This window comes from Acidovorax bellezanensis (assembly GCF_025421555.1).
Taxonomy (GTDB): Bacteria; Pseudomonadota; Gammaproteobacteria; order Burkholderiales; family Burkholderiaceae_C; genus Comamonas; species Comamonas bellezanensis.
The window spans coordinates 425,995-448,376 of record NZ_JAODYH010000001.1 but is presented as its reverse complement, the minus strand read 5'-3'; the positions used below and the strand labels follow the sequence as shown (position 1 = coordinate 448,376).

At 64.3% G+C, this 22,382-nt stretch carries 21 protein-coding genes; 6 read left to right on the top strand and 15 right to left on the bottom strand.

The annotated features are described in order from the left end of the window. Positions 1-4: 4 nt before the first annotated feature. From N0K08_RS02015 to grpE, 11 genes are all read right to left on the bottom strand, one after another. Positions 5-2,755: a FimV/HubP family polar landmark protein gene (locus N0K08_RS02015; RefSeq protein WP_261498317.1), complete on the bottom strand. Its 2,751-nt coding sequence runs from the start codon at positions 2,753-2,755 to the stop codon at positions 5-7. Between the two features lie 286 nt (positions 2,756-3,041). Continuing rightward, positions 3,042-4,148 carry an aspartate-semialdehyde dehydrogenase gene (gene asd / locus N0K08_RS02010; protein ID WP_261498316.1) on the bottom strand — a complete coding sequence of 369 codons (1,107 nt, stop codon included), beginning with the start codon at positions 4,146-4,148 and terminating at the stop codon, positions 3,042-3,044. Positions 4,149-4,404: 256 nt separating this feature from the next. Next, a complete protein-coding gene (locus N0K08_RS02005; protein WP_261498315.1) occupies positions 4,405-5,298 on the bottom strand; it encodes a hypothetical protein in 894 nt (297 codons plus the stop codon). 232 nt (positions 5,299-5,530) lie between these two features. Then, positions 5,531-6,601 carry a 3-isopropylmalate dehydrogenase gene (gene leuB, locus N0K08_RS02000; protein WP_261498314.1) on the bottom strand — a complete coding sequence of 357 codons (1,071 nt, stop codon included), beginning with the start codon at positions 6,599-6,601 and terminating at the stop codon, positions 5,531-5,533. 78 nt (positions 6,602-6,679) lie between these two features. After that, the gene (gene leuD / locus N0K08_RS01995) at positions 6,680-7,333 is read right to left on the bottom strand and encodes a 3-isopropylmalate dehydratase small subunit (protein ID WP_261498313.1); all 654 of its coding nucleotides are present in this window, start codon (positions 7,331-7,333) and stop codon (positions 6,680-6,682) included. Between the two features lie 34 nt (positions 7,334-7,367). Next, positions 7,368-7,493 carry an entericidin A/B family lipoprotein gene (locus N0K08_RS01990; protein WP_261498312.1) on the bottom strand — a complete coding sequence of 42 codons (126 nt, stop codon included), beginning with the start codon at positions 7,491-7,493 and terminating at the stop codon, positions 7,368-7,370. Between the two features lie 15 nt (positions 7,494-7,508). Further along, positions 7,509-8,930 carry a 3-isopropylmalate dehydratase large subunit gene (gene leuC, locus N0K08_RS01985; RefSeq protein ID WP_261498311.1) on the bottom strand — a complete coding sequence of 474 codons (1,422 nt, stop codon included), beginning with the start codon at positions 8,928-8,930 and terminating at the stop codon, positions 7,509-7,511. Positions 8,931-8,971: 41 nt separating this feature from the next. After that, the gene (locus N0K08_RS01980) at positions 8,972-9,919 is read right to left on the bottom strand and encodes a LysR family transcriptional regulator (protein ID WP_261498310.1); all 948 of its coding nucleotides are present in this window, start codon (positions 9,917-9,919) and stop codon (positions 8,972-8,974) included. Between the two features lie 313 nt (positions 9,920-10,232). Continuing rightward, on the bottom strand, positions 10,233-11,372 hold the full coding sequence (gene dnaJ / locus N0K08_RS01975; protein ID WP_261498309.1) for a molecular chaperone DnaJ: 1,140 nt from the start codon (positions 11,370-11,372) through the stop codon (positions 10,233-10,235). A gap of 93 nt (positions 11,373-11,465) precedes the next feature. After that, on the bottom strand, positions 11,466-13,406 hold the full coding sequence (gene dnaK, locus N0K08_RS01970; protein ID WP_261498308.1) for a molecular chaperone DnaK: 1,941 nt from the start codon (positions 13,404-13,406) through the stop codon (positions 11,466-11,468). A gap of 114 nt (positions 13,407-13,520) precedes the next feature. After that, a complete protein-coding gene (grpE, locus tag N0K08_RS01965; RefSeq protein WP_261498307.1) occupies positions 13,521-14,075 on the bottom strand; it encodes a nucleotide exchange factor GrpE in 555 nt (184 codons plus the stop codon). A 256-nt stretch (positions 14,076-14,331) separates the two neighbouring features. On the opposite strand from grpE, the gene rpsF reads away from it, so the two are divergent. From rpsF to dnaB, 5 genes are all read left to right on the top strand, one after another. After that, positions 14,332-14,694, top strand: a complete 363-nt coding sequence (gene rpsF / locus N0K08_RS01960; RefSeq protein WP_261498306.1) for a 30S ribosomal protein S6 — start codon at positions 14,332-14,334, stop codon at positions 14,692-14,694. A 26-nt stretch (positions 14,695-14,720) separates the two neighbouring features. Then, the gene (gene priB, locus N0K08_RS01955; RefSeq protein ID WP_261498305.1) at positions 14,721-15,011 is read left to right on the top strand and encodes a primosomal replication protein N; all 291 of its coding nucleotides are present in this window, start codon (positions 14,721-14,723) and stop codon (positions 15,009-15,011) included. 18 nt (positions 15,012-15,029) lie between these two features. Then, a complete protein-coding gene (rpsR, locus tag N0K08_RS01950; RefSeq protein WP_012207026.1) occupies positions 15,030-15,311 on the top strand; it encodes a 30S ribosomal protein S18 in 282 nt (93 codons plus the stop codon). Between the two features lie 11 nt (positions 15,312-15,322). Further along, positions 15,323-15,775 (top strand): 50S ribosomal protein L9, encoded by a 453-nt coding sequence (rplI, locus tag N0K08_RS01945; protein ID WP_261498304.1) that lies wholly within the window; start codon positions 15,323-15,325, stop codon positions 15,773-15,775. A gap of 173 nt (positions 15,776-15,948) precedes the next feature. Beyond that, entirely contained in the window at positions 15,949-17,364 is a 1,416-nt protein-coding gene (dnaB, locus tag N0K08_RS01940; RefSeq protein WP_261498303.1) for a replicative DNA helicase, read from the top strand. Between the two features lie 223 nt (positions 17,365-17,587). Here dnaB and N0K08_RS01935 read toward each other — a convergent pair whose 3' ends face one another. From N0K08_RS01935 to N0K08_RS01920, 4 genes are all read right to left on the bottom strand, one after another. Beyond that, the gene (locus tag N0K08_RS01935) at positions 17,588-17,992 is read right to left on the bottom strand and encodes a hypothetical protein (RefSeq protein ID WP_261498302.1); all 405 of its coding nucleotides are present in this window, start codon (positions 17,990-17,992) and stop codon (positions 17,588-17,590) included. A gap of 3 nt (positions 17,993-17,995) precedes the next feature. Then, positions 17,996-19,789, bottom strand: coding sequence for a PhoH family protein (locus tag N0K08_RS01930; RefSeq protein WP_261498301.1), 1,794 nt, complete (start codon positions 19,787-19,789; stop codon positions 17,996-17,998). Between the two features lie 176 nt (positions 19,790-19,965). Continuing rightward, positions 19,966-20,454, bottom strand: a complete 489-nt coding sequence (locus N0K08_RS01925; protein ID WP_261498300.1) for a peroxiredoxin — start codon at positions 20,452-20,454, stop codon at positions 19,966-19,968. Between the two features lie 119 nt (positions 20,455-20,573). Then, positions 20,574-20,942: an Mth938-like domain-containing protein gene (locus N0K08_RS01920; RefSeq protein WP_261498299.1), complete on the bottom strand. Its 369-nt coding sequence runs from the start codon at positions 20,940-20,942 to the stop codon at positions 20,574-20,576. A 163-nt stretch (positions 20,943-21,105) separates the two neighbouring features. On the opposite strand from N0K08_RS01920, the gene N0K08_RS01915 reads away from it, so the two are divergent. Continuing rightward, positions 21,106-22,335 (top strand): pyridoxal phosphate-dependent aminotransferase, encoded by a 1,230-nt coding sequence (locus N0K08_RS01915; RefSeq protein WP_261498298.1) that lies wholly within the window; start codon positions 21,106-21,108, stop codon positions 22,333-22,335. Positions 22,336-22,382 lie beyond the last annotated feature (47 nt).

Below are 22,382 nucleotides of genomic sequence, written 5' to 3'. Positions count from 1 at the left end.
AACATCAATCTATTTCAGAGAGCAGGCGCTGGGCGCGGGCTTTGAGTTCACCGTGGGCTTCTTCGACCACTTCCTCGATCAGGGTGCGAGCACCTTCGCTGTCGCCGATGGCAGCAAATTCCTGGGCCAGCGCCAGCTTGGTGGCCAGTGGGTCTTCGGCGGCAGCCTGGCTGCTTTGCGACAGTGACGCGGGCGGGGTATCGCCCAGGTCCAGCGACAGGTTGCTCAGATCGAATTCCAGGGAGTCAAAAGCGGGCGCAGCTGCGGGTGCCACTTCGGGTGCCGCCGCGGGGGCCGGGATGGCAGGCTCGGCGGGCGCGACTGGCGCCGGCGCGGCATCGCTGTCCAGGCTGAACTCCATGGCCTGGCCAGACCATGGCGCATCGGCCGCAGGAGGCTGGGCGGGAGCGTCTGCGGGTGCCGTGGGCGGATCCTGGCGGGCTTGTGTCGCGCTGGTGTCGTCTGACGGCGCCGCCAGTTCCGGCAACTCGGGGGAGATCGCCGGAAAATCCGCGGCCAGCGCTTCGGGCGCGGCCTCTGCCTCTGCCTCGGCGTCCGTGGAGGCCGGCAGCTTCCAGGTGGGCTCTATGGCTTCGAAATCGATGTCGTTGGGCGAGTGCTGAGGCAGGCTTTGCGGCGCAGTCACTGCGCTCGCCTGGTCGGCCAGGCCGCCGGGCAGGTCCAGATCCAGATCGAGGTCCAGGCCGGGTGGCAAGGAGGGCTCGGTGCGCTGGTCCTGCAGTGCCGAGGCCGCCAAGGCCCCGGCTACGCCGACTGCCGCGGCACCGGCTGCCGCGGCCATGGCGACAGGTGCCAGCGCAGCTTCGTCGGCGGCGGGCTGGGTGCTGGGGAAAATGCTGTCCGCGCCAGGCGCGGCGTGGGCATCATTCTGGTACAGGGGGTTGCCTGGATCGAGCTGGCGGCCTTGTTCGGCCAGATGCCGCCAATCCGCGCCCTGGCCCTGGGTCAGGGCCAGCACGGCCTGGGCCGCGGCTTCGAAGGCTTTGCGATCCTGGCGCTTGGCATAGATGTCGGCGAGCTTTTGGTGCACCGCAATGCGGTCCGGCTGGCTGCGCAGGGCTTCCTTCAGGATCTCTTCGGCCTGCAGGTCACGGCCATAGGCCAGGTAGACATCGGCTTCGGCCACGGCATCGACTTCGCCGCCCGTATCGAGCTGGCTGGGCGAATAGGCCATCGACGTGCCGCTGCCGAACTGGCTGTGCGCAGTATCGACGCGCTGGCCGCCGCCGGCGCCAAAGAAGGAGTCGGTCGGCAACTGGCTGTCGCCCTGCAGGTCGCGTTGCTGGCGGCGGCGCTGCGCCACGCGGTAGCCGGCATAGCCCAGCAGCAGGGCCAGCAGGCCGGCGCCGGCGAGCGGGCGGATCGGGTCTTCGCCCAGGAAGTCCATGAAGCCGGACTCTTCCACTGGCGCAGGGGCCGGGGCGGCTGCCGGTGGGGCCTGGGTGACGGAGGCCACGGCGGGGGCAGGTGCGGGGGCCGGGGTCGCGGGCGCGGCTTCGGCGGCCGCGGGAGCGGCTGCCGCGCTGGTGCTCACTTCCATGCCGGCGGCGGGCGCGGCGCCTGCGGCCGCTGGCGTCGCGGGCGTACCGGCTGCGGGCGTACCGGCGGCAGGCGTTCCCGCCGCCGTGGTCGCGGCGGCGCCCGAGACTTGCTGGAGTTCCGTCAGGTTGCGCGAGAGCTCGGCCAGTCGCTCGGACTGGCTCTGGGCCTGCTTGTCCTGGGCCAGGCGTTCATCGGCGTTCTTGCTGGCTTCGAGCGCGCCCTTGGACAGGGTGAGCTTGTCGGGCGCTGCGGTGGATGGCTTCTTGTCCTCGACCTGGGCTTCGACGTTGCCGCTGGCGCTGCGCTTGGCCGTCTCCACCGTGGCCATGGGCGCTGCGCCAGCGAGCTGGCGGCGGTATTGGTTGAAGTCGTGGCTTTGCGCGGCGACGATTTGCCTGGCTTCGCTGACCGGGGTGGCTTGCGCCGTCGCCTGGTCGGGGATTTGCAGCACGGCACCGGCCTTGATGCGGTTCACATTGCCGCTGATGAAAGCATGGGGGTTGGCGCGCAGCATGGCCACCAGCATCTGGTCCAGCGAGACGCCAGCCGGGCGATGGGCGCTGGCCAGGCGGCCTGCCGTGTCGCCGGCGCGCACCGTCTGCGCGGCCGCCGTGCGGGCGCTGGGGGCTTGCTGCGCCACGGGGGCTGGCGCGGAGGCGGGGCTGCGGGCAGCGGCGGGCGCAGGCGTTGCAGCGGCCGCAGGGGCGGGCGAAGGCGCTGCGGCGGCGGGCGCTGCCGGCATGGCGGCCTGGGGGGCTGCCGTCACGCCTGGCGCCGGGCGGCGCAAGGCGGGAGGGTCGAGCAGCAGGGTGTAGCTGCGCACGACCTGGCCGGCGCCCCAGGTGGCGTTGAGTACCAGGTCGACAAACGGTTCGTTGATGGGTTGCGCGCTGCTCAGCCGCAGCACGGCCGAGCCATCGGGGCGGCGGTGCAGCTGGACCTTGAGCTGGCTGGCCGTGGTCGAGTACTCCATGCCCTGGGCACGGAAGACGGCCGGCGTGGCGATATTGGCCTGGAGGCTGTCGGCTTCGGCGGCCGTGATCTGGGGCAGTTCGACTTCAGCGCGCAAAGGCTCGCCCAAAGCCGACTGCATGTTGATGCGCCCCAGTGCCAGGGCCCAGGCGTCGGTGGCCGTCAGGCTGACAGAGACAAGGGCCGCAGCGGCCAGTGCAGAGAGTTTCCAACGATGCATGGTTGCGTCAGCTTTTATGGTTGTGCAGCCCGGGCGAGCGGCATAGTTGTTCTCATGAAGAATCCCTGCCCGGTGCTTTGCGCGTCAATGTAGAAAATGACCTTAGCAGCAATGCATAGCAGTGACAAGCCAAGGTGACAGAGGGCATTGTCCAACACCTGACAGGGCAGGCAGCGGCCGGCGCCTGGCGGGCGGGCCAGATGTTGTCTTGAGACAACGAGAAAACGCCCCCTGGGCCGCGGATTGCAGTCCAGGGGGCGTTTGCGGCCCGCAAGAAGGGCGTGGCTTACTTGAGCAGAATGCGCAGCATGCGGCGCAGCGGCTCGGCAGCACCCCACAGCAGCTGGTCGCCGATGACGAAGGCCGACAGGTATTCAGGGCCCATGTTGAGCTTGCGCACGCGGCCCACGGCCACTTCCAGGCCACCGGTCACGGCGGCGGGAGTGAGTTCCTTCACGGTGACCGCGCGGTCGTTGGCGACAAATTTCACCCAGGGGTTGCCCGACTGGATCAGGGCTTCGATCTCGGCCAGGGGCAGGTCCTGCTTGAGCTTGATCGTCAGCGCCAGCGAGTGGCAGCGCATGGCGCCGATGCGCACGCACAGGCCGTCGACCGGAATGACGGACGCCGTGCCGAGAATCTTGTTGACTTCGGCCTGGCCTTTCCATTCTTCCTTGGACTGGCCGTTGGGCAGCTGCACGTCGATCCAGGGGATCAGGCCGCCGGCCAGGGGCGCGCCGAAGTATTCGGTGGGCACGTCGTTGCGGATGGTGTGGGCCACCTGGCGGTCGATGTCCAGAATCGCCGAAGCCGGCGTGGCCAGCGCGTCGGCCGCGGCCGCATGCACCACGCCCATGCCCTTGAGCAGTTCACGCATGTGGTTGGCGCCGCCGCCCGATGCCGCCTGGTAGGTCATGGAGCTGACCCATTCGACCAGACCGGCCTTGAACAGGCCGCCCAGGCCCATCAGCAGGATGGAGTTGGTGCAGTTGCCGCCGATCCAGTTCTTGCCGCCCGCGGCCAGCTTGGACTGGATCAGGTCGTCATTGACGGGGTCGAGCACGATGACGGCGTCATCTTCCATGCGCAGCGACGAAGCCGCGTCAATCCAGTGGCCTTGCCAGCCGGATGCGCGCAGCGGGCCGAACACGGCCTTGGTGTAGTCGCCGCCCTGGGCGGTGATGATGATGTCGCAACGGGCCAGCGCTGCGATGTCGTTGGCATCCTGCAGCGTGGTGTGCGTGCGGGCCATGGCCGGAGCCTTGCCGCCGGCATTCGAGGTGGAGAAAAAAATGGGTTCGATCAGATCGAAGTCACCTTCGGCCTGCATACGGTCCATCAACACCGAGCCGACCATGCCGCGCCAGCCCACCAAACCTACCAACTTGCTCATTTTCAACGCCCTTTTGGTTTAAGAAACAGTGTTCGACCAGACTGGGGTCCCGGCTCGTCTGGCCGGGAGAGGGCGCGCGACGAACCGGGCTGGGTCAGCCTTTAATCGTCGTAATGATGGTTGCGCGCGCAGCCACGGCTGCCAGGGGGGCAGCTGTCATCGGGACCAAGCGGGTGTGGGCGGCAAACATAGCCGCGCATTGTAATGGATTCCCCCGCCATTCGGCGAGGGTTCCCCTGCTGCCGACCAGGGTGGATCAGAGGAGGGGCGCGGTGGCGCCTTCGAAACTTTCGCAGATTCCCATGCAGCGCGCGGTTTCCGTGGGGGGCAGGGGCAGGTCTTGCGACATCCATCGGGTCAGCGAGGGCTGCAGGTTCTCATCGTTGTACATGTAGGTGTCGCCAGTCGCGCCCATGGAGTCCCGCTGCGTCAGGGGTGGCAGCGCATGGCCCGGATCGAGGCCGGGGTCATCGGGTGTCTTTGCCGTGGTCGAGCCAGGGGTTGTAGCGCTGCTGTGCTTTGCGGCGGGGCGGTCGACAAATGCGCTGAAATCCGAAATGGTGGGCGATTTTTCCGTGCCATCGGTGCCGGTCTTCTGATACACCTGCCACAGGGTGCTGCCCAGGTCTTGCAGTTTGGTCAGCGCCACGGAACACAGTACCCGGCTGCCAGGGATGGCGGTGGCGGCCCATTTCAGCACGAAGTCGCTGGCGTCGGAGGTCTGGGCTGGCAGTTTGGCCAGCGGCTGCGCAATGGTCTGGAACGCCTTGTTCGACAGGGCAATACAGCTGTCCACGGTGTTGCTCAACAGGGTCTGGGTCGTTTCCGCGAGGAGGAAGGAGTGCACTTCCTCGGCGGCGGTGGACAGGTGCTGCAGCGTGATCTTGCCGAGCGCGATGGCCTTGGCGGTCGTCCCATTGTGGGCGGCGAGATGTTGGCTGGCTTCTTCCCGCAGGGTGGTGACGGCTGAGCGCACTGTCTGCGCCGAGTCCTGCAGCCAGGCCAGGAGCGCGCCCGGCCCGGTCGCCGTCGCATTCAGTGCGTTCGTGGCGGGCGTGGCCTGTGCGCTGGCGGCGTGGTCCGGCGTATCGACGCAGCGGCTGGCGCTGCCGTCCTGGCGTGTGTCGGGATGGGCGAGGGTGGTGGTCATGGCAATTCCTGGAAGTTGCGGGTCGGCATGCACCGCGGATGCGGCGCGCGGCCTGTGAGTGAGTGATGAGGTTATTTTTTTGAAATCAACGGGTCAATAGCTTTGAACTATTTATAGACGGCCGCCTACAAGCCCTCGGTCACTGCGCTTTTCCTGCAATCTCAGGGCAAAAAAAAGGCAGCCACTGCTGGCTGCCTTGTGGGCTGGTGGCGCCTTGCGGCGCCTGGCGCGTTCAGCGCAGTGCGTTCACCACCGCATCGCCCATTTCCACGGTGCCGACGCGGGTCGTGCCTTCGCTCCAGATGTCGGGCGTGCGCAGGCCCTGGGCCAGCACGGCCTGCACGGCGGCTTCGATGCGCTGGGCCGCGGCTTCCTGGTTCAGGCTGAAGCGCAGCATCATTGCCGCCGACAGGATGGTCGCCAGCGGGTTGGCGATGTTCTTGCCGGCGATGTCGGGCGCGCTGCCGTGGCTGGGTTCGTACAGGCCCTGGCCCTTGGAGTTGAGGCTGGCCGAAGGCAGCATGCCGATGGAGCCGGTGAGCATGGAGGCTTCGTCCGACAGGATGTCGCCGAACATATTGCCCGTGACCACCACGTCAAAACGCTTGGGTTCCTTGACCAGCTGCATGGCAGCGTTGTCCACATACATGTGGTCCAGCTGCACGTCGGGGTATTCCTTGCCGACTTCGGTGACCACGTCCTTCCAGAACTGGAAAGTCTCGAGCACATTGGCCTTGTCCACGCTGGTCACGCGCTTGCTGCGCTTTTGCGCGGCCTGGAAAGCCACATGGGCGATGCGCTCGATTTCGGGGCGCGAGTAGCGCATGGTGTCGAAAGCTTCCTCGGCGCCGGGGAAATGGCCGTCGGTGGCAATACGGCGGCCGCGGGGCTGGCCGAAGTAGATGTCGCCCGTGAGTTCACGGATGATCAGGATGTCCAGGCCGGCGACCAGCTCGGGCTTGAGGCTGGAAGCGTGGGTCAGTTCCTTGTAGCAAATGGCCGGGCGGAAGTTGGCGAACAGGCCCATGTGCTTGCGCAGGCCCAGGATGGCCTGCTCGGGGCGCAGGGGGCGGTCCAGCGTGTCGTACTTCCAGTCGCCGACGGCGCCAAACAGCACGGCGTCGGATTCCATGGCCAGCTTCAGCGTGGCTTCGGGCAGGGGGTGGCCCGTGGCGGCGTAGGCGGCACCGCCGACCAGGGCCGATTCCATGTCGAAGTCCAGGTCGAGGGCGTTGAGCACCTTGACGGCTTCCGCGACGATTTCCGGGCCAATGCCGTCACCGGCCAAGACTGCAATTTTCATGAGAGTTCTCTGTGGAGATGTAAAACAGGGCTGGGCACGCCGGTCTCACCCGCGTGCCCAGCCGTTCATTGGGTGCGATCAGCCTTGCACCAGGGTATGGGCCAGCCAGGGCTTGGTTGCCAGGCGCTGGGCTTCGAAGGCCTTGATCTTGTCGGATTGGCGCAGGGTCAGTCCGATGTCGTCAAAACCGTTGAGCAGGCAGTACTTGCGGAAAGCGTTCACTTCGAACGGCGTTTCCTGGCCCTGGGGATGGACCACCACCTGGCGCTCGAGGTCGATGGTCAGCTGGTAGCCGGGGAAGGCCTTGACGGCGTCGAACAGCTCGGCCACCGTGGCTTCGGGCAGCACGATGGGCAGCAGGCCGTTCTTGAAGCAGTTGTTGAAGAAGATGTCGGCAAAGCTGGGCGCGATGATGGCGCGAAAGCCGAACTGGTCCAGCGCCCATGGGGCGTGCTCGCGGCTGGAGCCGCAGCCGAAGTTCTTGCGCGCGATCAGGATGGAAGCACCCTGGAAGCGCGGCTGGTTCAGCACGAAGTCGGGGTTGGGCTTGCGGCTGGCCGGGTCCTGGCCGGGCTCGCCGTGGTCCAGATAACGCCATTCGTCGAACAGGTTCACGCCAAAGCCGGTCTTCTTGATCGACTTGAGGAACTGCTTGGGAATGATGGCGTCGGTATCGACGTTCTCGCGGTCCATGGGGGCCACAAGGCCTTGGTGCACAGTGAATTTTTGCATGGAAGGAATTCTTTTCGGTTCGGGTGGGGCGGCCTCAGCGGGCGGCGCGCTCGATGGCATTGCCGGCGCGCTGTACGTCCTGGCCCATGCCCTGGACGGTGTTGCAGCCGGTGAGCGTGAAGGCCAGCGCGACCAGGCACAGTGCAGCAGCTTTTCTCATCGCTTTTCTCCCCAATCAGGTGAATCGGCGCACGTCGACAAAATGGCCGTGCACGGCGGCCGCGGCAGCCATGGCCGGGCTGACCAGGTGGGTGCGGCCACCCGCGCCCTGACGGCCTTCGAAGTTGCGGTTCGACGTCGAAGCGCAGCGCTCGCCGGGCTCGAGGCGGTCGGCGTTCATGGCCAGGCACATCGAGCAGCCGGGTTCGCGCCATTCAAAGCCCGCGGCCTTGAAGATCAGGTCCAGGCCTTCGCGCTCGGCCTGTTCCTTGACCAGTCCCGAGCCGGGAACGACCATGGCCAGCTTCACGTTCTTGGCCACTTTGCGGCCGAGCTTTTGCACCATGGCCGCGGCTTCGCGCATGTCTTCGATGCGGCTGTTGGTGCACGAGCCGATGAAGACCTTGTCGATGGTGATGTCGTTGATGGCCTTGCCCGGCTCCAGGCCCATGTAGGCCAGCGCGCGCTCGATGGCGCCGCGCTTGTTGCTGTCCTTTTCCTTGTCCGGATCGGGCACGCGGGCGTCGATGCCCAGCACCATTTCAGGCGAAGTGCCCCAGGTGACCTGCGGCACGATCTGCGTGGCGTCGAGCGTGACCACGGCGTCGAATTGCGCATCGGCATCCGACTGCAGCGTCTGCCAGTAGGCCACGGCCTGGTCCCATTCCAGTCCCGTGGGCGCGAGCGGGCGGCCCTTGATGTAGCGAATGGTTTTCTCGTCCACACCCACCAGGCCGGCGCGCGCGCCGGCTTCGATGGCCATATTGCAGACCGTCATGCGGCCTTCCATGGACAGGTCGCGGATGGCCTGGCCCGCGAATTCGATGGTGTAGCCCGTGCCGCCAGCCGTGCCGATCTTGCCGATGATGGCCAGCACGATGTCCTTGGCCTGGACGCCGGGAGAGGCCTTGCCGTCCACGCGCACCAGCAGGTTCTTGGCCTTCTTGGCCAGCAGGGTCTGCGTGGCCATCACATGCTCGACTTCCGAGGTGCCGATGCCGTGGGCCAGCGCGCCGAAAGCGCCGTGGGTCGAGGTGTGGCTGTCGCCGCAGACCACGGTCATGCCGGGCAGCGTCGCGCCTTGCTCAGGACCCATCACGTGGACGATGCCCTGGCCCTTGCTCATGAAGGGGAAGAAGGCCGCCGAGCCGAACTCGCCGATGTTGTCGTTGAGCGTGGTGATCTGCTCCTTGCTGATCGGGTCGGCAATGCCTTCGTAGCCCAGCTCCCAGCCCGTGGTGGGCGTGTTGTGGTCGGCCGTGGCCACTACCGAGCTGATGCGCCAGAGCTTGCGACCCGCGACGCGCAGGCCTTCGAACGCCTGGGGGCTGGTCACTTCGTGCACCAGATGGCGGTCGATGTAGAGGATGGACGTGCCGTCTTCTTCGGTATGGACGACGTGCTCGTCCCAGATCTTGTCGTACAGGGTGCGTCCCATGGCGTTCTCTCGGATTTGTGGTTTCGGTGGGTAGGATAATTTTAGGCTGCGGCCAGGCGCTCGGCCAGTGCCGTCGGCGCGGGGCTCAGGTGTTCGACCAGCAGCCGTGACGTCACGGGCAGGGCGTCGAAATCGCGGGCCACGAGCTGCACTTCGCGCGCGGCCCAGGCGTCGGTCAGGCGCACGGCGCGCAGGCGACCGCCGCCGTGCATCAAGGCAAAAGCCCGGTCGGGCAGCAGGCCCAGGCCCAGGCCGTTGTCGATCATGCGGCACATGGCGTCGAGGCTGGTGACCTGGATGCGCTGGCGCAGCGGCTGGCCCGCCAGGGCGGCGGCGGCGCGCATGGCCAGGCTGATGCTGGAGCCGCCCTGCAGACCGACGATGTCCCAGTCCAGTACCTGCGCAAAGGCCACGGACGGGTAGGCGGCCAGCGGATGGGTTTCGGGCACCACCACCATCAGCCGGTCGCTGCGATAGGGGCGGGTCTGCAAGTCGCCCGCGCCGGCCGTGCCCAGGGTGCAGATGCCGATGTCGGCCGTGCCTTCCTGGACGGCGTGCAGCACTTCGGGGCTCAGCCGCTCCTGCAGGTCGATCTTGATCTGGCTGTGGGTGCGCGCGAACGCGCCCAGGTCTTCGGGCAGGAATTGCAGGATGGCCGACATGTTGGCGTGCATGCGCACATGGCCGCGCACGCCTTCGGCGTACTCGCTCAACTCGCCCTGCATGCGCTCGAGCCCGAACAGCACGGTGCGCGCATGGTGCAGCAGGCTTTCACCGGCCGGCGTGAGCGTCACGCCGCGGCTGTGGCGATAGAGCAGGGCCGTATCCACGGCGGCTTCCAGGTCGGACAGGCGCTTGCTCACGGCCGAGGCGGCGATGAATTCGCGTTCGGCCGCGCGGCCGATGCTGCCCAATTCGCAGACGGCCACAAACAACTGCAGCGATGTGAGATCGATGCGGCGGGCAAAACTGCGTTCTGAATTCTTCATGGGGCTTGAATGCTTCTCGAAAGGAGAAGAGAGACGTATTTTCAACGATTATTGCCGCTTTGTCATCGTGAATCGCGATGACAAACATGTTTTTCAGCGATTGTTGCCCGGGTCGCTCCGGATGAAAAAAAGCCCCGCTCGAAGGCGGGGCTGGTCTTTGCAGGAATCGGTGAGGCGGCGCAGCCCATGCAACTGGCGCGGCCCAGCATGGGGGCAGCGAGCAAGGGCCGCCCCGCAGCGAGGCTGCCGTCCCCCTCCACCGAAGGATGAGAGGGGGAAGCCGCGTTAGCGGCTCAGGGGGTGCCTCATACTTTCAACTAAAGAACTTCTTCAGCTTGTCGGTCCAGCTCTCGCCGCCGGGCGAGTGGCGGCCGCCGCCCTTTTGCAGCGACTCTTCCAGCTCGCGCAGCAGCTTGCGCTGGTACTCGGTGAGCTTGACCGGCGTTTCCACCACGATGTGGCAGTACAGATCGCCGGGGTAGCTGGCGCGAATGCCCTTGATGCCCTTGCCGCGCAGACGGAACTGCTTGCCGGCCTGGGTGCCTTCGGGAATGTCGATCGCGGCCTTGCCGGCCAGTGTCGGCACTTCGATCTCGCCGCCCAGGGCGGCCGTGATGAAGCTCACCGGCACCTGGCAGTGCAGGTCGTCGCCGTCACGCTCGAAGATGTCGTGCTTCTTGGTGCGGATCTCGATGTACAGGTCGCCCGGAGGGCCGCCATTCGTGCCTGGCTCGCCGTTGCCGGTGGAGCGGATCCGCATGCCGTCGTCGATGCCCGCGGGAATCTTCACTTCCAGCGTCTTCTGGCGCTTGACCTTGCCCTGGCCCTGGCAGCTGGTGCAAGGCTCGGGAATGATCTTGCCCGTGCCGCGGCAGTGGGGGCAGGTTTGCTGCACGCTGAAAAAGCCCTGGCGCATCTGCACCGAGCCCTGGCCTGCACAGGTGGTGCAGGTCTTGGCGCTGGTGCCGGGCTTGGCGCCCGAGCCGTGGCAGGTGTCGCAGCTGTCCCACGAAGGGATGCGGATCTGCGCGTCCTTGCCCTTGGCCGCTTCCTCGAGGGTGATTTCCATCGAGTAGCTCAGGTCGTTGCCGCGGTAGACCTGGCGTCCGCCGCCCGCGCGCCCGCCGCGCCCCTGACCCTGGCTGAACATATCGCCAAAGATGTCGCCAAAAGCTTCGGCAAAACCGCCATAGCCTTCGCCGCCACCCATGCCGCGGTTCGGGTCCACGCCTGCATGGCCGTACTGGTCGTAGGCCGCACGCTTCTGGCTGTCCGAAAGCATCTCGTAGGCCTCCTTGGCCTCCTTGAAGCTTTCTTCCGACTTGCCGGCCGCATCGCCCTGGTTGCGATCAGGGTGGTGCTTCATCGCCAGCTTGCGATAAGCCTTCTTGATTTCATCGTCCGAAGCGTTCTTGGCAACGCCGAGGACTTCGTAATAGTCACGTTTGGACATGTTGTTTTTTGAGCCGGTTGGAACAGGAACGCCGCGTCACCCCGTAAACACGGGGCGACGCGGCGGCGGGTCAGTCTTTAAAGACCTGCCGCATCAGTCCTTTTTGACTTCCTTGACTTCCGCGTCGACCACGTTGTCGTCGTCGGCCGCTGCGGGGCCCGAAGCAGCAGCACCGGCGCCAGCTGCTGCGGCTTCTGCGCCGCCAGCGGCTTGCGCGTCAGCGTACATCTTCTCGCCGAGCTTCTGGCTGACGGTCATCAGGGCCGTGGTCTTGGCGTCGATGGCGTCCTTGTCGTCGCCCTTGAGCGCTTCTTCCACTTCCTTGACGGCAGCTTCGATGGCCGACTTCTCGGCGGCATCAAGCTTGTCGCCGTGCTCGGTCAGGCTCTTGGTCACGCTGTGCACAGCGGCTTCGCCCTGGTTCTTGGACTGCACCAGAGCCAGCTTCTTCTTGTCGTCGGCCGCGTTGAGTTCCGCGTCCTTGACCATTTGCTGGATCTCTTCTTCCGACAGGCCCGAGTTCGCCTTGATGGTGATCTTGTTTTCCTTGCCGGACGCCTTGTCCTTGGCCGAGACGTTCAAGATACCGTTGGCGTCGATGTCGAAGGTCACTTCGATCTGCGGCACGCCGCGGCCTGCTGGTGGAATGCCTTCAAGGTTGAACTCGCCCAGCATCTTGTTGCCCGATGCGATTTCACGCTCGCCCTGGAAGACCTTGATGGTCACGGCAGGCTGGTTGTCGTCGGCCGTCGAGAAGGTCTGTGCGAACTTCGTCGGGATGGTCGTGTTCTTGGTGATCATCTTGGTCATGACGCCACCCAGGGTTTCGATACCCAGCGACAGGGGAGTCACGTCCAGCAGCAGCACGTCCTTGCGGTCGCCCGACAGCACCTGGCCTTGCACGGCAGCGCCCACGGCCACGGCTTCATCGGGGTTCACGTCCTTGCGGGGTTCCTTGCCGAAGAATTCCTTGACCTTTTCCTGCACCTTGGGCATGCGGCTCATACCGCCGACCAGGATCACGTCGTTGATGTCGGAGACCGAGATGCCGGCGTCCTTGATGGCCATGCGGCAAGGCGCAATCGTGCGCTCGATCAGGTCGTCGACCAGGCTTTCGAGCTTGGCGCGCGTCAGCTTGATGTTCAGGTGCTTGGGACCCGAAGCGTCAGCCGTCACGTAAGGCAGGTTGATGTCGGTCTGGGCCGAGTTCGACAGTTCGATCTTGGCTTTTTCGGCAGCTTCCTTCAGGCGCTGCAGGGCCAGCACGTCCTTGGACAGATCAACGCCTTGTTCCTTCTTGAACTCGCTGATGATGAAGTCGATGATGCGCTGGTCGAAGTCTTCGCCGCCCAGGAAGGTGTCGCCGTTGGTCGACAGCACTTCGAACTGCTTTTCACCGTCCACGTCGGCGATTTCGATGATGGACACGTCGAACGTACCGCCACCCAGGTCATACACGGCGATCTTGCGATCGGCCTTGTCGGTCTTGTCCAGGCCGAAGGCCAGGGCTGCAGCGGTAGGCTCGTTGATGATGCGCTTGACATCCAGACCGGCGATGCGGCCTGCATCCTTGGTGGCCTGGCGCTGGGCGTCGTTGAAGTAGGCCGGCACGGTGATGACGGCTTCGGTCACGGGCTCGCCCAGGAAGTCCTCGGCGGTCTTCTTCATCTTGCGCAGCACTTCGGCGCTGATTTGAGGAGGGGCCATCTTCTGGCCGCGCACTTCAATCCAGGCGTCGCCGTTGTCGGCCTTGGTGATGGTGTAGGGCATCAGGTCGATGTCCTTCTGCACTTCCTTCTCGTCGAACTTGCGACCGATCAGGCGCTTGGAAGCGTAGATGGTGTTGCGTGGGTTGGTCACGGCCTGGCGCTTGGCCGATGCACCGACGAGGATTTCGCCGTCTTCCTGGTAGGCAATGATCGACGGCGTGGTGCGTGCACCTTCGCTGTTTTCAATCACGCGAACCGTGTTTCCGTCCATCACAGCCACGCAGCTGTTGGTGGTTCCCAGATCGATACCGATGATTTTTCCCATGTTCTTCTCCGTAATATTGAATATATGAATGGCTGATAACTTGTGGCGGGCTGGCGATGCTTCAAGCCAGGCCGCCGAAATTTTTCATGGCGGCAGACCGCCGTTCAAGTCGAGCTAGTTAGGCGCTGTCACGGTCACCAGGGCCGGGCGCAGGATGCGGTCGGCAATCAGGTAGCCCTTTTGCAGCACGTTCACCACGGTGTTGGGCGCCTGCTCGGCGGGCACCACACTGATGGCCTGGTGCAGGTGGGGGTCGAATTTGTCGCCGGCCGCGGGATCAATCGGCTGAACCTTGTTGCGTTCCAGGGCCGAAGCCAGCTGGCGGCGCGTCGCGTCCGCGCCTTCGCGCAGTTGCTCGGGCGTGGCCGACTGGATGGCCAGGGCGGCGTCGAGGCTGTCGCAAACGGGCAACAGGCTCTCGGCGAAGCTTTCAATACTGAACTTGCGGGCCTTGGAGACTTCGTCCTCGGCGCGGCGGCGGGCGTTTTCCGCTTCGGCCTTGGCGCGCAGGAACTGGTCCGCCAACTCGGCACTTTTGGCCTTGATCTCTGCGAGCTCGGCCTGCAGGCGGGCCATTTCGTCGGCGCTGTGGGCGGCCATTGCTGCCTCCACTTCTTCGGGCGAAGCGTTTGCCGGGGAAAGGTGGGCTGTAGGATTCTGTTCAGGCATGGATATAGGCTTCAAGAATAAGAAGTAAAAACGATTGCATGGCAGATGTGGGTCTGCCGTGGTAATTCAAGAGCAGCATCCGCAGCTTGCGTAGCGTGGGCCCTTTTCAGGCCTGGCCATGGGCTGGCCTGGCTTTTGAAAGGGCATCTCCAGACCGGGAGTGTACAAGCTGGCGGAAGGGGGGCTATAATTGCCTACTTTGCCTTGCCACACCGCTACAGACGCAGCGGGGGGCCCAACCCAAAAGGGAGTTTACATGCGTCATTACGAAATCATTTTGTTGATCCACCCGGATCAAAGCGAACAAGTTCCAGCCATGCTGGAGCGCTACAAGGGCATGATTACCGCCGGCGGCGGTAAGGTGCACCGTGAAGAAGACTGGGGCCGTCGTCAACTGGCCTACATGATCAACAAGCTTGCCAAGGCCCACTACCTGTGCCTGAACATCGAAGCTGATCAAGCCGTGATGGCTGAACTGGAACACGCGTTCAAGTTCAACGACGCCGTGCTGCGTCACCTGACCGTGCAAAAGAAGAAGGCTGATATTGCACCTTCTTCGATGATGAAGACTGTCGAGCGCGAAGAAGCCCGTAAGGCTAACCAGGCCGAACAGGCCTGAGCTCAGCGTCACATCGCACCCACGGAGTGGAAAACCACGTTGCCCTGACCGCTTGTATCGCTGAGGTTCAACCCCTGCGCTACACGCCCGCCGGACTGCCTGCGCTGGACCTGAGACTCGAACACGAGTCCCAGCAGCAAGAGGCAGGTACCCAGCGGAATGTCACGGCAGCTGTCAAAGCGGTGGCCTTTGGTGCACTGGCAGAGCGTCTGGCTCGTCAGGCACCGGGCAGCAGCTGGAAGTTTCAAGGCTTCCTCGCTACCCCGCGCAACAGCAAGACAGTGGTGATGCACATCCAGGATATTCAACAAAATTAATTTTCAAGAGGTCCAGCAATGGCCACGTTCAAGAAATTCAACAAAGACAAGCGCCCCAAGCGCAACACCCAGTCGCTGCTGTTCAAGCGCAAGCGCTTCTGCCGCTTCACCGTGGCTGGTGTTGAAGAAATCGACTACAAAGACGTCGACACGCTGCGCGATTTCATCGGCGAAAACGGCAAGATCGTGCCCGCACGTCTGACCGGCACCCGCGCCATTTACCAGCGTCAGCTGAACACCGCCATCAAGCGCGCCCGCTTCCTGGCCCTGGTGCCTTACAGCGACCAGCACAAGATCTAAGGAGCCGAACCATGCAAATCATTCTGCTCGAAAAGGTTGTGAACCTGGGTAACCTCGGCGATATCGTCAAGGTCAAAGACGGCTACGCCCGTAACTTCCTGATCCCTTCCGGCTCCGCACGCCGCGCGACTGAAGCCAACAAGGCCCAGTTCGAAGCCAAGCGCGTTGAACTGGAAAAGGCTGCCGCTGAAAAGCTGGCTGCTGCTCAGGCTGAAGGCGAAAAGCTGGCTGGCGGCAACGTCAAGCTGTCGCAAAAGGCTGGCGTTGACGGCCGTTTGTTCGGCTCCGTCACCAACAGCGACATCTCGGCTGAGCTGAACAAGCAAGGCTACAAGGTTGTGAAGTCGCAAGTGCGCCTGCCCAACGGTCCCATCAAGACCATTGGCGACACCACCGTGAGCGTGTCCCTGCACACCGACGTGGTGGTTGACGTGACCGTTTCGGTCTACGGCGAAACTGCCTAATCAAGGGCTTGTCCCCTGATCGAAAGCCGCCTTCGGGCGGCTTTTGTGTTTTTTGCTTCCATCCGCGCCGGCTGTGCAAGCCATAGCCGTTCCCCTCGTGCGTGCAACGCTTGCCGAGGATGACGGCCATCGCGACAGCGGCTAGGATGGAGGGCTTGCCCCCAAGGAAATTCATGTCCTCTGTTATGCCGCCGCTTGAGCTCGATGATGCTTTTTCTCCGCCGGACCGCCAGGTCGCGCAGCTGCGCGTGCCGCCGCATTCGATGGAGTCCGAGTCGAGCGTGCTCGGCGGTCTGCTGCTGGACAACAACGCCTGGGACCGGGTGGGTGACCTGCTGTCGGACAGCGACTTCTACCGCCACGAGCACAAGCTGATCTATGAAGCCATAGGCAAGCTGATCAATGCCAGCAAGCCGGCTGACGTGATCACGGTCTACGAGAACCTGCAGACCATGGGCAAGGCCGAGGAAATCGGCGGCTTGCTGTATCTGAACCAGCTGGCCCAGTACGTGCCCAGCGCGACCAATATCCGCCGCTATGCGGAAATCGTGCGCGACCGCTCCATCCTGCGCAAGCTGATCACGGCCAGCGATGACATCGCCACCAACGCCTTCAACCCCCAGGGCAAGACCGTGGAGCGCGTGCTGGACGAGGCCGAGTCCAAGATCTTCGCCATCGGCGAAGAAGGCGCGCGCAACAAGCAGGGCTTCCAGTCGCTGGACACCCTGGTGGTCGACCTGTTGGACCGGGTCCAGGAAATGGCCGACAACCCCATGGACGTGACCGGCGTGCCCACGGGCTTTGCCGATCTGGATCGCATGACGTCGGGCATGCAGGCCGGTGACCTGGTGGTGCTGGCCGCGCGTCCTTCCATGGGCAAGACCGCGCTGGCGGTGAACATCGCCGAGCATGTGGCGCTCAACGAAGGCCTGCCGGTCGCAATCTTCTCCATGGAAATGGGCGCCGCCCAGCTTGCCGTGCGTATCGTGGGCTCGATCGGCCGCGTGAACCAGGGCAATCTGCGCACCGGCAAGCTCAATGACGACGAGTGGCCGCGCCTGACCGAGGCCATCGAGCGGCTGCGCACGGTGTCGCTGCACATCGACGAAAGCCCGGGCCTCACGCCTGGCGAGCTGCGTGCCAACTCGCGTCGTCTGGCGCGCCAGTGCGGCAAGCTGGGCCTGATCGTGGTCGATTACTTGCAGCTGATGAGCGGCTCGGGTTCGGCGGCGAGCTCGGACAACCGGGCGACCGAGCTGGGCGAAATTTCGCGGGGCTTGAAGATGCTGGCCAAGGAATTGCAATGCCCGGTGATTGCGCTGTCGCAGCTCAACCGCTCGGTCGAGCAGCGCACCGACAAGCGCCCGATGATGTCCGACCTGCGCGAATCCGGCGCCATCGAGCAGGATGCCGACATCATCATGTTCATCTACCGCGACGACTACTACAACAAGGACTCGAAAGAGCCCAATATCGCCGAAGTCATTATCGGCAAGCAGCGTAACGGCCCCACGGGCACCGTCAAGCTGTTCTTCCAGAAGAACCAGACGCGCTTCGAGAATCTGGCCATGGGCGGCGATGATTTCTAAGGCACCCCCTGAGCCGCTTCGCGGCATGGGCCGCCCCGGCTTCCCCCTCTCATCCTTCGGTGGAGGGGGACGGCAGCCTCGCTGCGCGGCGGCGCTTGCTCGCTGCCCCTGAGCTGGGGCACGCCAGTTTCACAAGCTGTGGGTGCTGAAAGCGTTATGAAAGCAGATAAGACGTCCAATAAAAAACGGCCCGAGGGCCGTTTTTTGTTGGGGGCGTGGAGCTTCAGCTTACACGCCAGAGTGCAATGCCCAGGCCGATGACGGCCACGCCCAGCACGACGCAGGCCCAGGCCAGGCGCTGGGCGCCGGTGCGCAGCAGGTCGACGGTGCGCACCACCTGCGCATTCTGCTCGGCCAGCTGTTCGATCAGCTCGGCCGACAACTGCTGTGCCTGCTCGAGCTGGCGGGTGCGCGCTTCCAGGGCCTGGATCAGCTGCAAGGCCTGCTCGCCCGCGTTGTGCGGAGCGTTCAGGTGGCTGGCCGCCTGAGGCGTGGCGGCGGGCGCACTGGCGGTCGCTGGCGGTTTCTTGCCCAGCAGGCCCTTGGCGGCCTTGACCACCTGGGGCGTGGCTTCGATCACGTCGCCCCAGGGAACCAGCTTCAAGGCGGTGATCCAGCTGATGGCCATGGCTTAGAGCACCTCGCTGGCGAAGTCCGCCAGGCGTGAACGCTCGCCGCGCGCCAGGGTGATGTGGCCGCTGTGCGGCCAGCCCTTGAAGCGGTCGACGGAGTAGGTCAGGCCCGACGAGCCTTCGGTCAGGTAAGGCGTGTCGATCTGTGCCAGATTGCCCATGCAGATGATCTTGGTGCCGGGGCCGGCACGCGTGATCAAGGTCTTCATCTGCTTGGGCGTGAGGTTTTGTGCCTCGTCCAGGATCAGGTACTTATTGAGGAAAGTACGGCCGCGCATGAAGTTCATGCTCTTGATCTTGATGCGGCTGCGGATCAGCTCATTGGTCGCGGCGCGGCCCCATTCGCCGGCATTGCCGCCGTCGCCCTTGGCCAGGAATTCCAGGTTGTCGTCCAGCGCGCCCATCCATGGACCCATTTTTTCCTCTTCCGTGCCGGGCAGGAAGCCGATGTCCTCGCCCACGCTGACGGTGGCGCGGGTCATGATGATTTCGGTGTAGCGGCGCTCGTCGAGGACCTGGGTCAGGCCCGCGGCCAAGGCCATCAGCGTCTTGCCGGTGCCGGCGGTGCCGGTCAGCGTCACCAGATCGATTTCCGGGTCCATCAGCAGGTTCATGGCGAAATTCTGCTCACGGTTGCGCGTGGTCACGCCCCAGACCGCGTTCTTGGCATGGCCATAGTCGCGCAGGGTCTTGAGCACGGCCGTGCGGTCGCGGATTTCGACCACGCGCAGGAACAGGCTGGGCTCGCCCGGTGCTTCGTAGTAGACGAACTGGTTGATCATGAACTGGCCCACGATGGCGCCAGTGACCCGGTAGCAGGTGTAAGGGCCTTCGTTCCAGCTTTCCATGCCCTTGCCGGCCTTGGTCCAGAAGTCCAGGGGCAGGGCCATCAGGCCGGAATACAGCAGATCACCGTCGTCCAGGACCTTGTCGTTCTGGTAATCCTCGGCGGCCAGGCCCAGCGCACGCGCCTTGACGCGCATGTTGATGTCCTTGGACACCAGCACCACTTCGCGGCCGCTGTGCTGCTTGCGCAGCGCTGCCACGACGCCCAGGATCTGGTTGTCGGCCTTGCTTTGCGGCAGGCTGGACAGCAGGGGGGACTCCAGCGCGCCGGTCTGGAAGAACAGCTGGCCGGTGGCGCTGCGCTGGCCAGAAGCGTTCAGGCGCAGGCCCTGGTCCAGGCTGATGTCGCCCTGGGCGGCGACCAGGGCGTCGAGGCTGCGGCTGACCTGGCGGCCATTGCGCGCGACTTCGGTCATGCCCTTCTTGTGGGCATCCAGCTCTTCGAGCACCACCATGGGCAGGAAGATGTCGTGTTCTTCAAAGCGGAACAGGCTGGACGGGTCGTGCAGCAGCACATTGGTGTCGAGCACGAACAGCGTGGTGACGCCGGAACGCGACTTGCGCGGGCGCACGGGCATGGGGCCGGCCGGCGCGGCGGCTGCCGGGGTCGGGCTGCTGGCCTTGGCGGACACTGGCGCCGGGGCCGCTGGGCGGTTGCCGCGGGCGAAGTTGCCGGCCGGCGCGGCTGCGGGAGCGGCGACGGGCTTGGCGCTGGGCGCGGGGGCGGCCGCCTGGCTGGCGGGTGCGGCGACAGGTGCCGGCGCGGCGCGACGGCGTGGGGCGGCGGGCGCCGCGATTTTGAGGGCGGGGGCGGGGGCGACGTGCAATGGCTCGTCGGGCTCGGCCAAGGCCACGTCCGAGAGCGCATTCTTGCGCTGCGCGACCTGGTTGAAGGCTTCAGGAGGGAGCTTGGCCGCGCGGCGGCTGGGGGCGGGAGGCAGTGGCATATTCGGCGGACCCATCAAAAAACAACAGAACAAAAAGCACAAAGCCGCCACGGAGACCGGGGCGGCTTGGGATTGGGAGTCAATGGTGCGGCGGTGCTCGGTGGCATCGTTCCATTATGCATAGCTCTGTGACAGCTGCATGCAATTGCAGCCCCCACAGAGGTAGCGGCCTGAAATCAGGCGGCTTCTTTCTTCAGTGTCTTCAAGGACTTGACGGCCTTGAGCACTTCTTCCACGTGACCGGGCACCTTGAGGCCGCGCCATTCCTGGTGCAATATGCCGTCGGTGTCGATCAGGAAGGTGCTGCGCTCGATGCCCTTGACCTTCTTGCCGTACATGATCTTGTTCTTGACCACGCCGAACATGTGGCACATTTTCTCTTCGGTGTCGGCGATGAGTTCAAAGGGCAGCTCGAGCTTTTCCTTGAAATCGTCGTGCGACTTCATGTTGTCACGCGAAACGCCGAACACGGCAGCTCCGGCTTTGACAAAATCCTTGTACTTATCCCGAAATTGCATCGCTTCGGTGGTACAACCGGGCGTATTGTCTTTCGGATAGAAGTACAGAATCACAATCTGGCCGTTGTGGGAGGTGTTGGACACCTTGATCCCGCCGGTTGCATTGGCTTCGAATTCAGGGAGTGGTTTGTTGACAACGATCGCCATGCGCTTCTATCTCTCGGGTGTAGTCGTTGAATAGTTGAGGGCAAAGGTCTGTTATTGCTTTGATGCAGCCCCCAACCGCAGTCTGGTATTTTACCCTGAATTGATTTTGCACACCTGGATTACTCCAGTAGCAGTGCTGCGACCACGTTTCTTCCCTCACTGGCCAAAATGTTGTAGGTGCGGCAAGCCGCGGCCGTGTCCATGGTTTCCACGCCGATTTGCCGATCGATCAGCGGCTGCAGCCAGGCTGGCGGCACGAAACGGCTGCGCGTGCCGCTGCCAAACAGCACCAACTCGGCCGGGATGGCGGCGATCTGGGCGAAATGCTCGGGCGTCAGGTCTTCGAAGCGCTGGCAGTCCCAGGCCTGGCGCAGGCCGCTGGCGCTGATGATCAGGCTGTGGCTGATCTTGTCCTGGTCGATGGCAATCCAGCCAGGGCCGTAGCCGCGGATGGTTTGAGCGTCGGAGCGTTCGGGTTGGAATTTCATGGTGCGCTCGGTAGCGACTGCCCGTCAGGGCCGCCGGTGTGAAAAAAGTGGCCTGCCGCCATGCCCATGGGCGCCATGGTGCAGTGCGGAACTGTGGTCAAATTATAGGTTTCACCAGGGGGCTATGCCCTTTGGCGTGTTCTGCAGTAACTACCCTACCCGCATGAAGACCGTCCACAAATCCGCCAAGCTAGCCAACGTCTGTTACGACATCCGCGGTCCCATCATGGACGCGGCCAAACAGATGGAGGAAGACGGGCACAAGATCATCAAGCTCAACATCGGCAATCTGGCGGTGTTCGGCTTCGATGCGCCCGAAGAAATCCAGCAGGACATGATCCGCAATCTGCCGACGTCGGCGGGTTACTCGGACAGCAAGGGGATTTTCGCGGCCCGCAAGGCGGTGATGCATGAAACCCAGCGCCAGGGCATCAAGGGCGTGACGCTGGACGACATCTACCTGGGCAACGGCGCCTCCGAATTGATCGTGATGGCCACCAATGCGCTGCTGGACAACGGCGACGAAGTGCTGCTGCCCGCGCCCGATTACCCGTTGTGGACGGCGGCGGCCAGCCTGTCGGGCGGCACGCCCGTGCACTACACCTGCGACGAAGCCAACGGCTGGATGCCCGATCTGGAAGACATCCGCGCCAAGATCACGCCGCGCACCAAGGGCATCGTGGTCATCAACCCGAACAACCCCACGGGCGCGCTGTATTCCAAGGAATTGCTGCAAAGCATCGTCGAGATTGCGCGCGAGCACGGTCTGGTGATCTTTGCCGACGAGGTCTATGACAAGGTGCTCTACGACGACGTGGTGCATGTGCCCATGGCCAGCCTGTCGACCGATGTGCTGACGCTGACCTTCAACTCCCTGTCCAAGGCCTACCGCTCCTGCGGCTACCGCGCCGGCTGGCTGGTGGTGTCGGGCGACAAGAAGCCCGCGCGTGACTACATCGAGGGCCTGAACATGTTGTCCAACATGCGTCTGTGCGCCAACGTGCCCGGCCAGTGGGCGGTGCAGACGGCGCTGGGCGGCCACCAGAGCATCGACGAGCTGGTGCAGGCGGGCGGACGGCTGCGCGTGCAGCGCGACCTGGCGCACGAGCTGATCACCGCCATTCCGGGCGTGAGCTGCGTCAAGCCGCAGGCGGCGCTGTACATGTTCCCGCGCCTGGACCCCAAGATCTACCCGATCAAGGACGACCAGCAGTTCTTCCTCGAAGTGCTGCAGGAAACCAAGGTCATGCTGGTGCAGGGCACGGGCTTCAACTGGCCCGAACCCGACCATTTCCGCATTGTCTTTCTGCCGCACGAGGCCGACTTGCGCGAAGCCATTCGCCGCCTGGCCGTGTTCCTCGAAAAAGCGCGTGTGCGCTTCGGAACGAACTGATTTTCTTACCCGTTTCCCAATTGCTGCAAGCGCAGGGTTCCTGTGTG